Origin of the sequence: Antrihabitans spumae (assembly GCF_043944905.1) — a bacterium.
Lineage (GTDB): Bacteria > Actinomycetota > Actinomycetes > Mycobacteriales > Mycobacteriaceae > Antrihabitans > Antrihabitans spumae.
This window is the reverse complement of the sequence record NZ_JBIMSN010000062.1, coordinates 252,310-265,159: the sequence shown is the minus strand read 5'-3', so window position 1 is coordinate 265,159 and position 12,850 is coordinate 252,310. Positions and strand designations below refer to the sequence as shown.

Below are 12,850 nucleotides of genomic sequence, written 5' to 3'. Positions count from 1 at the left end.
ATTCGGCGAGCAGGGTCAGGAATCGTGCGGTGGCGGCGGCGATTTGTCCGGCGAGGGTACAGATTTCGGTTTCGATCTCTTCGATCGGCCGTTCCGCCGGGTGAGTTGTCGGTAGTTCTGTGGTGTTCATCGAATCTCCCCGTTTCGATAGAACTGATGTTCGACAAACCTACCGCGGGCCACCGACAAGAACGGATCGCCGAAACGTCCCCGCGGGGACGTCGGAACCCGGTCCGACCGATACCTCTCGACGTCGCGACGACGCCAGCAACCAGCCTCAGGCCGACTCGAGCACCAGGTTCGTCAGGACTCGGACGCCGACGGCAAGTGCACGCTCGTCGAGGTCGAACGTCGGCTGATGAAGATCGTGCTGCGGACCCTCCCCCGACCAGACGCCGAGTCGCGCCATCGCACCCGGAACCTCTTCCAGGTACCAGGAGAAATCTTCACCGCCGCCCGATTGCTGCGTGTCGGCAAGCGCATCCGGACCCACTCGTCGGATGGCGTTCTCGAAAATGCGCGTCGCATGCTCGTCGTTCACCACCGGTGGCACACCCCGGCGGTAGTTCAGTTCGTAACGCACCCCGGTCGGCGCGAGCAATCCGTTGACGATCTCGCGGACCATCGGTTCCAGCAGAACCCAGGTGTCGTGATCGCCTGTACGCACTGTTCCGGCGAGCATTCCGGTCTGCGGTATCGCGTTGAGCGCCTTACCCGCACTCACCGCACCCCAGACCATGACTGTGCTGGTCCGCGGATCGATACGCCTGCTCAGGATCCCAGGCAGACCGGTGATGACCGTACCGATCGCGTAGACGAGATCGGTCGTCAGATGCGGACGTGACGTGTGGCCACCCGGCGAATCGAGCACCAACTCGACGACGTCGGCGGCGGACGTGATGGCACCGACGCGGATGCCGACGCGACCGACCTCCAACCGCGGATCGCAGTGCAGCGCATACATTCGCGACACCCCGCTCATAGCGCCGGTCGCGACCACCTCGAGCGCGCCACCGGGAAAGACCTCTTCGGCGGGCTGGAAAACTAGCCGAACCCCGACCGGCAGCGACTTCGCAGTGTTCAAGGCAAGCGCAGCACCGAGCAGAATCGTCGTGTGCGCATCGTGACCGCACGCGTGCGAGACACCGGGAACCGTCGACGCGTACGTCGCGCCCGTGAACTCCTGCAGCGGTAGGGCATCCATGTCAGCACGCAGCGCGACGCGTGGACCGTCTGGCCCGATATCGCAGATCAGGCCGGTGCCGCCGGGCAGCACCTTCGGGGTGAGGCCGGCCTCGGTGAGCTTCGATACGACGAACGCGGTCGTCGCGTACTCGTTGCGCGCCAACTCCGGATTCGCATGAATGTGCCTGCGCCACTTGACAAGGTCTGCCGAATGACGTTCGAGCCACGGCTCGACGAAGTCGTTCATCGGCTCGACCCGACCTTGGTGCGGCGCGCCTGCAGATCGAGCAGGCGAGCCCGCTGGACAGGATCGGTCACCATCTCGATCGTGGTGCGCGCCAACGCGACTGCACCGTCGAGGACGGCGCGGTCCGCCGATGCGTTCACACTCGCCGCAGCGAATGCAGGTTGATGGGTAACCGACCCCTCGGAGTCGATTCCGATGACCGGGTGAATGCCAGGTAGAACGTTCGTCACATTGCCCATGTCTGTGCTGCCGAGGGGCCGCGATCCTTCCAGTTCCGGCGCGATCGGGTCGCGCCCCATCGCCACTATTACTTCACGATATGCCTGCGCCAACTCGCGATCCGGTGTCAGCTCCGTGTACGTCGGCGAGACCGTACGGATCGTGTGAGTACACCCGGTTGCAAGCGCGCCCGCTGCGAAACACGCATACGCACGCTCCTGCAACTCCACCAATGCCGCAGCGGACGTGGCCCGCAGGTAGTACAGCAGTTCGGTGTGCGCGGGAACGATGTTCGGCGCGGTGCCACCAGCACTGACGATTCCGTGCAGCTGCTGCCCCGGTGCCAGATGCTGCCGCAGCAGACCGAGCCCCACCTGCGCCACGGTGATCGCATCCGCGGCATTCCGCCCGTACTCAGGTGCGGCCGAGGCGTGCGCGGCACGGCCAGTGAATTCGACTGCGATATCGGCGAGGGCGAGCGAACTTGCCCCAACAATATCGAACGGGCCGGGATGCACCATCAAAGCCATTGCGGCAGTGTCGAATACACCCGCCTCGAGCAGGATCACCTTGCCTCCGCCACTCTCCTCGGCAGGAGTTCCGACAACGGTGACGGTGATACCGACCTCGTCCGCCACGGCAGCCAACGCCACCGCAGCACCGACTGCGGATGCCGCGATGATGTTGTGCCCGCAGGCATGCCCGATCTCGGGCAACGCGTCGTACTCGGCACACAACGCAACGACCAGGTCGCCGCTGCCGTAGGTCGCGGTAAAGGCGGTTGCCATTCCTGCGATGCCCGATTCGATCTCGAATCCGTGCTGCGCAAGCAGTTCGACGATCTTGGCGGCGCTTTTGTATTCGGTGAACGCAAGTTCTGGTTCGGCGTGGATCGAATGCGACAAAGCGATCAAATCGCCGGCAGCAGCCGAGACAACTGTCTCGGTCCGCGCCGAGTCAACACCGAGAGCCATGCCGATCAGTCTCTCACTTGCCGAACTGCAGGTTTGCCTCGCTCGTCTGTACGGCGAGCGCCTCGAGGACCGGGGCGTGCAGACTGGCCTTGATCGTTCCGAGATTCGCGCCGCGGGTGCGGGTCAACTCGGCGGCACGACGGACCGCTTCCGCCAACACCGCGTCACCCTCGGCAGTCCCGTCGACGATCCCCGACGCCAAGGCTTCCGCGCCGCCGACGCGTCGCCCCGTCGTCATGGTCGACACCGCGACCTGGTTGCCGAGTCTGGTCGTGACCAGCGAATTCATGCCGACGGTGAACGGCATGTTGAGCAGCACCTCGGGCAGGCTGTAGTAGCCGCGGTCGGAGCGCATCACCCGGAAGTCGTGTGACGTCGCCGTCATCGCACCTGCGCCGAAGGCGTGTCCGTTGACGGCCGCGACCGTTGCCATGGGAAACGTGAGCAAGCGACTGAAAACGGTGTGTACACGATCGAGGTACCAGTGGATCTTGTCCAGGTTGCCGAACAACCAGTCGGTGTCGAGCCCGTTCGAATAGAACTTGCCGGTCGCCGTCGTGACGAGTGCCGCGGGGCCTTCGCTTGCCTCGACCTCGTCGAGTGTCGCGTGCAGCTCGTCGATCCAGTCGGGATGGAAGCGATTTTCGCTGTCGGTCTGACCCTCGTTGCCGAGGTAGAGGACGAAGACGTCACCGTCGCGCTTCAGATATGGCATGGGAGGAAGGATAGCGAGTGCCTCCCGCCACTACGCTCGCTCCTATGAATGGCTCGCTCATATGAATGCCACCCAAGCCGCTGCTGTGATCGCAGCGCGTACCGGTATCGCCGAGCATCGTGTTGCGGTTGTGCTCGGATCGGGCTGGCAGGCAGCCGCCGCGGAGTTCGGGGTTCCCACCGCATCGCTACCGATGGATGCGATACCCGGTTTCGTGTTGCCATCGGCGGCAGGACACGTCGGGCGGGTGCTGTCGGTGGACGTCTCGGGGACACCGGTCCTGCTGCTGCTCGGCCGCAGCCACCTGTACGAAGGCTGTGAGCCAGCCGACGTCGCCCACCCGATTCGCACGGCATGCGCTGCCGGCGCCGAAACGCTGATCCTCACCAACGCTGCCGGTGGCATCCGAGACGGACTTCGGGTCGGCGAACCCGTCCTGATCGGTGATCACCTCAACCTGACCGGTCGATCGCCGCTGGTCGGCGCCGAATTCGTCGACCTGGTCGATGCGTACGATCCCGGGTTGCGCGCGCTTGCCCGCACTGTCGATCCGACCCTGCGCGACGGCGTCTATGCCGGACTCACCGGACCGCAGTACGAGACACCGGCCGAAATTAGGATGCTGCGAACCCTCGGAGCCGACCTCGTCGGCATGTCGACGGTGTTGGAAACGATCGCTGCACGATCACTCGGCGCTCGCGTGCTCGGCGTCTCGCTCGTGACGAACCTTGCGGCCGGTGTCACGGGAGAACCGTTGAATCACACCGAAGTACTCGCCGAGGGATTGGCTGCGGCACCGCGGATAGGCAAGCTCCTTCGCGATGTGGTTGCCGCATTGTGAGTCCGCTGCAATTCGGGACCGCCGGCCTGCGCGGACCCATGATCGACGGTCCGGACGGAATGAACCTCGACGTAGTCGTCCGCACGACCGCGGGCCTCGCTGCGTGGCTGCGTGACCGGTGTCTCGGTGGCGGTGTGGTCGTTGTCGGCCACGACGCGCGGCACAACTCGGCCGAATTCGCAACGGCGACAGCCGAAGTCCTCGCGGCGGCAGGGTTCGCCGTCAAGGCGCTTCCCAAACCGCTCCCGACGCCGGTCACCGCATTCGCTGTTCGCGCCCTCGACGCCGTCGCAGGTGTGCAGATCACCGCGTCACACAACCCCGCAAGCGACAACGGCTACAAGGTCTACGTCTCCGGCGGCGCGCAACTGCTCGCGCCTGCGGACACCGAGATCGAGGGGGCGATCGCACAGGTCGGCGAGGCGGCGGGCGTCGACCGCACCGACGTCGCACCTGTCGACGACGCGCTGCTGCGTCGATATCTCGCTCGGGCAGCAACACTCCCCCGCTCACCCAAACGCTCCGTACGGATCGCGCTCACCGCGATGCACGGCGTCGGCGGCGATACAGCAGTAGCGGCGCTGCAAGCAGCTGGGTTCACCGATATCCACACCGTTGCAGCACAATTCGATCCAGACCCCGACTTTCCCACCGTTGCCTTCCCAAATCCCGAAGAACCCGGCGCAGCCGACCTGCTGCTCGAACTCGCCAAGGAGGTCGGCGCCGATGTGGCGATAGCGCTCGACCCCGACGCCGACCGTTGCGCGGTGGGAGTACCTAGTCCCGATGGCTGGCGGATGCTCACCGGCGACGAAACAGGCGCGCTGCTCGGCGATTACGTGCTTGCGGGCGCGAAAGCCGATGCCCTCGCTGCGAGCACGGTCGTCTCGTCGCGGTTGCTTGCCAAGATCGCCGCCGCACGAGGTGCACGGCACGCCGAGACCCTCACGGGCTTCAAATGGCTGGTCCGCGCCGGGTCGGGGCTCGTCTATGCCTACGAGGAAGCCATCGGGCACTGCGTCGACCCGAATGCGGTGCGCGACAAGGACGGCATCACCGCCGCGATCGTCGTCGCTGACCTTGTCGCGGCACTCGCCGCACAGGGTCGCGGCCTGCTCGACGTCCTCGACGACTACGCACTGGAATTCGGGCTGCACGCAGGCGTCGGTGTGTCGCAACGGTTCGCGGCGGTTTCCGACATCGCGGCAACGATGGCACGGCTCCGCGCCGAACCACCGAAAATCCTTGCAGGCGAATCCGTCTCGACGATCGATCTACTCGAACGGCGTGGGCAGCTGCGTTCGGACACGCTGATCTACGAAACTGCAACTGCGAGAGTCGTTGTGCGTCCGTCCGGTACGGAACCGAAACTCAAGTTCTATCTCGAAGTGGTCGAACCTGTCGCCACTCGCGACGATCTCCCGCGGGCGCGCACACAGGCGCAACGCAGGTTGGCGGAGCTGCGCGCATTCACCGGCTAACGTGGCCCGAACTGCCTGTCCCCCGCATCGCCGAGACCCGGGACTATAAAGGCAGCGTCGTTGAGACCGTCGTCGATGCTCGCTGTCACCAACCGAACCGGGAAACCCGATTTCTCCAACGCCGCAATGCCTTCCGGTGCCGCGACGACGCAGACGGCGGTGATGTCGGTCGCTCCACGGGCGACGAGCAATTCGATCGTGCAGCGCATCGATCCGCCGGTGGCCAACATCGGATCGAGGACGTAGACGGGGATGCCCGCAAGACTGTCCGGCAGCGACTCCAGATACGAGACAGGTTCGTGAGTCTCCTCGTCGCGGGCCATGCCGACGAACCCGACACGAGCCTGAGGTATCGACGCGCTGGCCTGATCGACCATGCCCAACCCTGCGCGCAGGACCGGCACGAGCAGCGGTGGGTTGGCCAGCCGGACGCCGCGGGTCCGCGCGACGGGCGTCTGCACGTCGAATTCCTCCGTTGGAGCATCGCGGATGGCCTCGTAGATCAGCATCTGCGTCAACTCACGAAGCGCAGCCCGGAAAGCGGCATTGTCTGTGCGTTCGTCGCGCATCGTGGTGAGCAATGCGGATGCCAGCGGATGATCGACGACCTGAGTGCGCATGGGTGAAACCCTAGTGGCCGAGGGGCGGCGAGCAATCGCAAGAATCCCGAGAAACCAGAGAAACCAGAGGGAACCGTTCGGCCACTGCGCGCGTCGAACACTGTGAAGGCACACCGACACCCGGGGGGAATCGCGCGTGAGTGATCTATCGGCCGAGACGGGGGCGATACACGGCTACGGTGCCGTCGCCGACGTCATGGCGATCGGACTGGCGGCCGCAGGTACGGAAACCGCGGCGGCAGGGCCCGCACTGCTCGGTCCCGCGCTCGGCTTGATCGGTGGAGAGTTCGTCGCCGCATTCGCAGCCGCTCATGCAACTCACCTCGCCACCATCGCCGAACTCACCGGCGTCGTCGCCACGATGGGCACGGCAGCTGTATCCACCGCAGCCGGTTACGTCGGTGTCGACTCGGCGACGGCAGCAGGTCTCGGCAACACCGACGTAGACACGCGGGTGTGACGATGATCGACGTCGAAGGCCTCGCCAAACCCATCATCGATCTCTTCTCGAGTTTCGGTCCTGGCTTCGTTCCCACCGGTGGCCCTGCCGATGCGTTGGCCGTGTCGTCGGCAACCATCGATTCAGTCCACGCGATCGGGCGCGATGCGATCGATCTGCTCGACTCGTCCTGGTCGGGCGCAACAGCGCTCAATGCGGTCACCAAAGCCGGCCTCACCCAGGACTCCTATGCCAACATCTCCGACCGCGGCACCGATATCGCAGCGGTCGTGGCAACCGCGAGCTCCGACGTAGCTGCGGGAGTCGTCGAGTTGGAGGCGATCCTGCAGTCGTTCGTTTCCATCGTGTCCGCTGCAGCTCCCCTGCTCGCGACCCCGCCCGCGCAGGCGATGGTCGTCGCTGCGGCGGTGGAACACCTCGGTCGCGCGCTCGCTGTGGTCGCGAAGGTACGCGCCCAGCTCGCGGTGCACACCGCGAAGATGCTGGAATTCGCTGCGCCGGTGTCGACTCCGACCGCACCCGCGGCTGCGACGACGCCTGCATCAGCGCCGGGTAGCTCCGACGCCGCCGCAAAGTTCGTCAGCGGGCTGACCCAGAGCGCCGCCGCACCCGCGACACCGCCTGGACTATTCACCGGCGCGGCGCCGAGCCGGAACACCGGAGGCGGTCCGGCGAGCAAACTGACCGGCGACAAGGGAACAAGACCGGGAATGCGGCCGTCGGACGGCACCGGAGTCATGATCACGCTGCCGGACGGCAGCACCGCGATGGCACCCAACGAAGAAGCTGCTCGAGCGGTTCGCAACGCGCTCAGCGCGCAGGGCACACCCTATGTGTGGGGTGGCAATTCGCCAGGCTCGGGACTCGACTGCAGCGGGCTGACCAAGTGGGCATACGGCGACGCCGGGGTCGACCTACCTCGACTCGCCGACCAGCAGGCGATCGGATCCTCCGTCGGGCCCGGCGACCTCATGCCAGGCGATCTCGCCGTCTGGGACGGTCACGTCGCGATGGTCGTCGGCAACGGAATGATGGTCGAAGCCGGCGATCCCGTCCAGGTATCCGCAGTCCGCACCGACAACATCGGTATGGCCTTCCATGGCTTCTACCGGCCGACCGAATGAGAATCGTATGAGCACCGAGACAACAATTCCTCCCGTGACAACTCCTCCCGTGACTACGGTCACGCGGACCAATCGAGGAGCAACGATCGCAGTCTGCGCGACCGATCAGGGCCTACCCGTCGAGATTCGCGTCGACAGGCAGGAACTGCGCTACGGCGCTGCGGCGCTCGCCGACGAGATCATGCGCCTTTGCAGGCAGGCGACCCTCGAAGCAGGTGCGCTGCGCCGCGAGGAACTCGCCGAGGCAGGCATTGCCACCGACGTGCTCGATCGGCTCGGTCTGCCGACCCGCGACCAGGTCGTCACGCAGGAGACACATTTCGAGGAGCGCGAAACCGCTCCGACATCGTGGTTGCGGCCGGTATGAGCGCCTCGACGACAGCAGAGATGGACGAGCTGGTCGATCGAGCGACCGCCAAGCTGGAGTCCCTCGAGGAGGCACTGGCCGGGCTGAGCAGCATCCGCGCTCGCTACACCTCCGACGACGGCTGTGTGACGGCGGAGGTCGACGGCAACGGCACGCTGACCGGCCTCTGGCTGGAAGAGTCGATTACAGCCAAACCTGCGAACGAGGTCGGCCCTTCGATCACCTCGGCAGCGCACGAGGCAGCACGGATCGCCGGCGAACGCCGAGCTCAGGTCATCGATCGACTCAATAACGCGTTCGGAGTCGACGGGCCGCAATAGTGCGCGCGCGACGATGTCGATAGGCTTCCGCCCATGGCAGTAGGAGACATCGTCCCAATCGAACTCGGGCTTACCGATGGCGATCTCGTAACTCTTTGGGCGCCGCGCTGGCGCGAGGGCGATGACGAATGGGAGGCGTTCCTCGGACACGACGACGACCTCTTCGGTTTCGCGTCCGTTGCGGAGCTTGCGGCGTTCATTCGCACGAACAAGGACAACGATCTCGTCGAGCATCCGGCCTGGTCGGTCGTCTCGGCACTTTCGGCGGCAGAGCTGGAGCCGGAGGAGAACTTCTGCTACGACCTGGTCGCCGTTCCCGAACTGGCCGCGAGCGAACCCGACGCAGAGATCGTCACCGAACTCGAAGACACGCTCGAGATGGTCCGCACCATCGGCGAGGTGTGCGAACTCGACGTCGTCATCAAGTTCTTCAGCGCCAACCCGATTCTGGGCGCGCTGCCCGGTGGCGTCCGAGCCTTCGCAGGCCGTGACGGAGAAGCACTGTGGGACAAGGTCGGTGCTGCGGTTTCCAAGGGCTGGGACGCCGTCCTGGATGCGATCGACAAGGTCGTCTCGACACCCGAGGTCGATGCCGCCGCCGTCGAGGTCGCCGAAGCCGAACTGCTGATCGCCGCCGAGAACACCGTCGACGCCGACGACACTGTTAGCGAATCAGCCGACGAAGACGATTTCGAGACAGTCGATTTCGAAGAAGGTGACGAGCCAGAGGACGACGGCGTGGATTCCTTCTGGGACACCGTCGGGATCGACCCGGTCAAGATCATCACCTCCGAGGGCGACTTCTTCACGTTGCGCTGCTACCTCGACGACGAGCCGATCTTCCTCGGCACCAAAGGTGATATCACGGTCTTCGCGTCGGAGCGTCAGCTCGCTCGGCATCTCGCCGACAACAGCGATCACGACCTTGCCAAGGTCAGCACGTACACCGAAGTCGAGACCGCAGCGGTCGACGGGTCGCTCGAGATCGAGGTCACCGACGAGAACGTCTACGTTCTCACCGGACTTGCCGACGACCTCGGCGAAGGCCCGGAAATCGTCGACGCCGAACAGCTCGACCTGATCGTGGAATTGTTCTCCGATGCAGCGGATTACGCCGGCGACGACTCGGTCGAGAAGGCGCTAGCACCGTCGACACCGCTCGGGTGGTACGTGTCGTATCTGCTCAATCCCGACCCGTCGCGGCTCGCTCCGAGCCCGCCGTTCGCTGCGGAAGCTCAGGCGTGGCTGGCTCTCGAGCGGGAATTCGAAACGCGGCTCAACAAGGCCTGATCCGATCGGTCCTGGTCGGGTTACCCGATCAGGACCGCGAACCCAGGTTTGATGACGTGGTCGATGAGTCGCAGTCGTTCCGAGAAGGGGATGAACGCGGACTTCATGGCGTTGATCGTGAAGCGTTCGAGGTCGCTCCAGCCGTAGCCGAAAGCTGTTACCAGCTCCAGCATTTCGTTGCTCATCGTCGTATCGCCGAGCAGCCGGTTGTCGGTGTTCACCGTGACGCGGAACCTGAGCTCTGCGAGCAGAGCGAAAGGATGCTCGGCCAGCGACTCGACCGCTCCGGTCTGCACGTTGGAGGTCGGGCACAGTTCGAGCGGAATACGTTTGTCTCGAACGTAATTGGCGACGAGACCGAGTGTCGGTTCGCTGCCAGTTCGGTCGATGTCGTCGATGATCCGAACGCCGTGGCCTAGCCTGTCGGCCCCGCAGAAGGCGATCGCTTCGTGGATCGAGGGCAGTCCGAAGGCCTCGCCCGCGTGAATAGTGAAGCGCGCGTTGTTCGCTCGCATGTGTTCGAACGCATCGAGATGGCGGCTCGGCGGATAGCCTGCCTCCGCCCCTGCAATGTCGAAACCGACGACACCACGATCACGGAAACGTAGTGCCAGCTCCGCGATTTCGAGCGAGCGCGCAGCGTGCCGCATGGCCGTGAGCAGGCAGACGACACGAATCGTCCTGCCGGACGCCGCGACCGCCGACTCGCCTTCGGCGAAGCCGGCGAGCGTGTGCTCGACGACCTCGTCGAGCGAAAGGCCCGCTTCCAGATGCTGCTCGGGCGCGAACCTGATCTCGGCGTAGACAACGCCGTCGTCGGCAAGGTCCTCGACACATTCACGGGCAACCCGCGTCAGCCCTTCCGGCGTTTGCATGACTGCCACTGTGTGAGCAAAGGTTTCGAGGTAGCGCACCAGCGAACCGCTGTACGCGGATTCTCGGAACCAGGTACCGAGTGCGACCGCGTCGTCGGCGGGCAGCTTGTCGTAGCCACATGCTTCGGCGAGGGAGATGATCGTTGCCGGTCGCAGCCCCCCGTCGAGGTGGTCGTGCAACAACGCCTTCGGGGCACGGCGTATCGACGCCAGATCGAGCGGTTGTGGCCCACGCAGTGAATCTGCACCCATATGAAGACCGTAGCGATTGAACGCGCTGTCAGCTGATCCTGTCCACAACCAGCGGCGACGGCTCGGGGGCGTCGGATCCGATAGTCCAGCCCGAAGCCAGCGTTTCCACCGCACCGTCGAACGTGTCGGGAGTCTCGGTGTGCAGCGTGAAGAGCACCTGCCCGCGCCGTACCTCGTCGCCGGGCTTGGCAGCCAGCTCGATACCCGCCCCGAACTGGACGGCGTCGCCCTGGCGCGCACGTCCGGCGCCGAGCTGCCGCACAGCGATACCGACAGCCATCGCATCCAGCTCCGTCAGCACACCCGACTCCGGCGCCGTGACAACCTCGGTGTGCTTCGCACGGGGTAGCGGCGCGTTCGGGTCGCCGCCCTGTGCTGCGATCATCGCTCGCCAGCGGTCCATCGCAGAGCCGTCGGCGAGGCGCTCGGCAGGATCGACGTCGCGAATACCCGCGAGCTCCAACATTTCTCGTGCGAGTACCAGCGTCAGTTCGACGACATCGGCGGGTCCGCCGCCCTGCAGCACCTCGATCGACTCGGCGACCTCGAGTGCATTGCCCGCCGTCAGGCCGAGTGGGGTCTGCATTGCCGTGAGCAACGCGACGGTCGGCAGGCCCGCGTCACGACCGAGTTCGACCATCGCCGTCGCCAACTCGTGCGCGCCCTCGCGGGTCTTCATAAATGCGCCTGCGCCGAATTTCACATCGAGTACCAGCGAGCCCGTGCCTTCGGCGATCTTCTTGCTCATGATCGAGCTCGCGAGGAGCGGTATCGATTCGACGGTGCCGGTGACATCACGCAGTGCATAAAGCTTCTTGTCTGCGGGTGCTAGGTCTGCACCGGCCGCGCAGATCACGGCACCGACGTCGGGATCGGACAGGATGCTGCGCATGTCGGCGGTGGAGAGGTCTGCGCGCCAGCCGCGGATGGACTCCAGCTTGTCGAGCGTGCCACCGGTGTGGCCGAGGCCACGACCCGACAGTTGTGGAACCGCGGCGCCGCACGCCGCGACAAGTGGTGCGAGAGGCAACGTGATCTTGTCTCCGACGCCTCCCGTCGAATGTTTGTCGACAGCGGGCGCGGGTAAATCTGTGAAGTCGAGTCGTTGACCGGACGCGATCATCGCGGCCGTCCAGCGACTCGTTTCGGCTCGTGTCATACCGCGCAGGAGGATTGCCATCGCCAACGCAGACATCTGTTCGTCGGCGACGATGCCGCGGGTGAAGCCGTCGACCACCCAGTCGATCTGGTCGTCGGACAGTACGTGGCCGTCTCGCTTGGCCATGATGATCGAGATGGCGTCAGGCATCGGCCGCTCCCCGGTTGCTGTCGGTGCTGACAGCATCGAGATCGTCAGGCCCGAATGCGTTGGGCAGCAACGTGTCGAGTGAAACGGGGCCGGTTCGGAAATCGACCGCCAAGCCTGGGCCGCCGTGTTCGAGCAGCAATTGTCGGCATCGTCCGCACGGCGTGAGAATTTCGCCACGCGCATCGCAAACGGAAACGGCGATCAAGCGACCGCCACCGCTGGAATGGAGGTTGCAAATCACGGCACACTCGGCGCAGAGGCCGAGTCCATATGAGACATTCTCCACATTGCAACCGACAACGACTCGGCCGTCATCTGCTAAGGCAGCGGCGCCGACGGGAAATCGGGAGTATGGAGCGTAGGCGTTCCGCATGGTCCGATAAGCGTTGTCACGCAAGATATTCCAGTCGATTTCGACCATCGCGATCCACCTCGTTTCAGTCGACAACACGTTACCGAATTTCACATTCATCTGCCCGCCCAGCATTGGAAAGGCAACCCTAACAACGACGCTCGCGCCGAAACGTTTCGCTAGTTCGGTTAGTTCCCAGTTTCGAAGAGGATTAGAGTT

General features: G+C 64.8%; 14 protein-coding genes. 7 read left to right on the top strand and 7 right to left on the bottom strand.

Going from position 1 to position 12,850, the window contains the following annotated elements:
* Positions 1 to 277: 277 nt before the first annotated feature.
* Genes ACHIRB_RS16565 through ACHIRB_RS16555 form a run of 3 tightly spaced genes read right to left on the bottom strand, consistent with a single transcriptional unit; the run spans position 278 to position 3,340 of the window.
* The gene (locus ACHIRB_RS16565; RefSeq protein ID WP_395114198.1) at positions 278 to 1,432 is read right to left on the bottom strand and encodes a M20 family metallopeptidase; all 1,155 of its coding nucleotides are present in this window, start codon (positions 1,430 to 1,432) and stop codon (positions 278 to 280) included.
* Positions 1,429 to 2,625: a M20 family metallopeptidase gene (locus tag ACHIRB_RS16560; RefSeq protein WP_395114197.1), complete on the bottom strand. Its 1,197-nt coding sequence runs from the start codon at positions 2,623 to 2,625 to the stop codon at positions 1,429 to 1,431. Before ACHIRB_RS16560 ends, ACHIRB_RS16565 begins: the two co-directional genes overlap by 4 nt.
* Before the next feature lie 13 nt (positions 2,626 to 2,638).
* Positions 2,639 to 3,340: an enoyl-CoA hydratase-related protein gene (locus ACHIRB_RS16555; RefSeq protein ID WP_395114195.1), complete on the bottom strand. Its 702-nt coding sequence runs from the start codon at positions 3,338 to 3,340 to the stop codon at positions 2,639 to 2,641.
* Positions 3,341 to 3,401: 61 nt separating this feature from the next.
* On the opposite strand from ACHIRB_RS16555, the gene ACHIRB_RS16550 reads away from it, so the two are divergent.
* Positions 3,402 to 4,181 carry a purine-nucleoside phosphorylase gene (locus tag ACHIRB_RS16550; protein WP_395124087.1) on the top strand — a complete coding sequence of 260 codons (780 nt, stop codon included), beginning with the start codon at positions 3,402 to 3,404 and terminating at the stop codon, positions 4,179 to 4,181.
* Positions 4,175 to 5,662, top strand: a complete 1,488-nt coding sequence (locus tag ACHIRB_RS16545) for a phospho-sugar mutase (protein WP_395124140.1) — start codon at positions 4,175 to 4,177, stop codon at positions 5,660 to 5,662. Before ACHIRB_RS16550 ends, ACHIRB_RS16545 begins: the two co-directional genes overlap by 7 nt.
* Here ACHIRB_RS16545 and upp read toward each other — a convergent pair.
* On the bottom strand, positions 5,659 to 6,282 hold the full coding sequence (upp, locus tag ACHIRB_RS16540; protein ID WP_395114191.1) for a uracil phosphoribosyltransferase: 624 nt from the start codon (positions 6,280 to 6,282) through the stop codon (positions 5,659 to 5,661). The two genes, ACHIRB_RS16545 and upp, sit on opposite strands and share 4 nt — an antisense overlap.
* A gap of 136 nt (positions 6,283 to 6,418) precedes the next feature.
* On the opposite strand from upp, the gene ACHIRB_RS16535 reads away from it, so the two are divergent.
* Genes ACHIRB_RS16535 through ACHIRB_RS16515 form a run of 5 tightly spaced genes read left to right on the top strand, consistent with a single transcriptional unit; the run spans position 6,419 to position 9,843 of the window.
* Positions 6,419 to 6,742 (top strand): type VII secretion target, encoded by a 324-nt coding sequence (locus ACHIRB_RS16535; RefSeq protein ID WP_395124088.1) that lies wholly within the window; start codon positions 6,419 to 6,421, stop codon positions 6,740 to 6,742.
* A gap of 2 nt (positions 6,743 to 6,744) precedes the next feature.
* Positions 6,745 to 7,866, top strand: a complete 1,122-nt coding sequence (locus ACHIRB_RS16530) for a C40 family peptidase (RefSeq protein WP_395124141.1) — start codon at positions 6,745 to 6,747, stop codon at positions 7,864 to 7,866.
* Positions 7,867 to 7,900: 34 nt separating this feature from the next.
* Complete coding sequence (locus ACHIRB_RS16525) at positions 7,901 to 8,233, top strand: hypothetical protein (protein WP_395124089.1); 333 nt, start codon at positions 7,901 to 7,903, stop codon at positions 8,231 to 8,233.
* On the top strand, positions 8,230 to 8,553 hold the full coding sequence (locus tag ACHIRB_RS16520; protein ID WP_395124090.1) for a YbaB/EbfC family nucleoid-associated protein: 324 nt from the start codon (positions 8,230 to 8,232) through the stop codon (positions 8,551 to 8,553). The genes ACHIRB_RS16525 and ACHIRB_RS16520 overlap by 4 nt, the downstream gene beginning before the upstream one ends.
* Positions 8,554 to 8,586: 33 nt before the next feature.
* Entirely contained in the window at positions 8,587 to 9,843 is a 1,257-nt protein-coding gene (locus tag ACHIRB_RS16515; RefSeq protein WP_395124091.1) for a primosomal protein, read from the top strand.
* 20 nt (positions 9,844 to 9,863) lie between these two features.
* Here ACHIRB_RS16515 and ACHIRB_RS16510 read toward each other — a convergent pair whose 3' ends face one another.
* Genes ACHIRB_RS16510 through ACHIRB_RS16500 form a run of 3 tightly spaced genes read right to left on the bottom strand, consistent with a single transcriptional unit; the run spans position 9,864 to position 12,700 of the window.
* Positions 9,864 to 10,970 carry an adenosine deaminase gene (locus ACHIRB_RS16510; protein ID WP_395124092.1) on the bottom strand — a complete coding sequence of 369 codons (1,107 nt, stop codon included), beginning with the start codon at positions 10,968 to 10,970 and terminating at the stop codon, positions 9,864 to 9,866.
* Positions 10,971 to 10,998: 28 nt separating this feature from the next.
* Positions 10,999 to 12,279 (bottom strand): thymidine phosphorylase, encoded by a 1,281-nt coding sequence (locus tag ACHIRB_RS16505; protein ID WP_395124093.1) that lies wholly within the window; start codon positions 12,277 to 12,279, stop codon positions 10,999 to 11,001.
* A complete protein-coding gene (locus ACHIRB_RS16500) occupies positions 12,272 to 12,700 on the bottom strand; it encodes a cytidine deaminase (protein WP_395124142.1) in 429 nt (142 codons plus the stop codon). The genes ACHIRB_RS16505 and ACHIRB_RS16500 overlap by 8 nt, the downstream gene beginning before the upstream one ends.
* Positions 12,701 to 12,850 lie beyond the last annotated feature (150 nt).

Bases quoted from the DNA above. Each gene is read 5' to 3' on its own strand.
- ACHIRB_RS16515 (WP_395124091.1), top strand. From the start codon at position 8,587: ATGGCAGTAGGAGACATCGTCCCAATCGAACTCGGGCTTACCGATGGC.
- ACHIRB_RS16565 (WP_395114198.1), bottom strand. From the start codon at position 1,432: ATGAACGACTTCGTCGAGCCGTGGCTCGAACGTCATTCGGCAGACCTT.
- ACHIRB_RS16530 (WP_395124141.1), top strand. From the start codon at position 6,745: ATGATCGACGTCGAAGGCCTCGCCAAACCCATCATCGATCTCTTCTCG.
- ACHIRB_RS16505 (WP_395124093.1), bottom strand. From the start codon at position 12,279: ATGCCTGACGCCATCTCGATCATCATGGCCAAGCGAGACGGCCACGTA.
- ACHIRB_RS16520 (WP_395124090.1), top strand. From the start codon at position 8,230: ATGAGCGCCTCGACGACAGCAGAGATGGACGAGCTGGTCGATCGAGCG.
- ACHIRB_RS16500 (WP_395124142.1), bottom strand. From the start codon at position 12,700: ATGGTCGAAATCGACTGGAATATCTTGCGTGACAACGCTTATCGGACC.
- ACHIRB_RS16560 (WP_395114197.1), bottom strand. From the start codon at position 2,625: ATGGCTCTCGGTGTTGACTCGGCGCGGACCGAGACAGTTGTCTCGGCT.
- upp (WP_395114191.1), bottom strand. From the start codon at position 6,282: ATGCGCACTCAGGTCGTCGATCATCCGCTGGCATCCGCATTGCTCACC.
- ACHIRB_RS16555 (WP_395114195.1), bottom strand. From the start codon at position 3,340: ATGCCATATCTGAAGCGCGACGGTGACGTCTTCGTCCTCTACCTCGGC.
- ACHIRB_RS16510 (WP_395124092.1), bottom strand. From the start codon at position 10,970: ATGGGTGCAGATTCACTGCGTGGGCCACAACCGCTCGATCTGGCGTCG.
- ACHIRB_RS16550 (WP_395124087.1), top strand. From the start codon at position 3,402: ATGAATGCCACCCAAGCCGCTGCTGTGATCGCAGCGCGTACCGGTATC.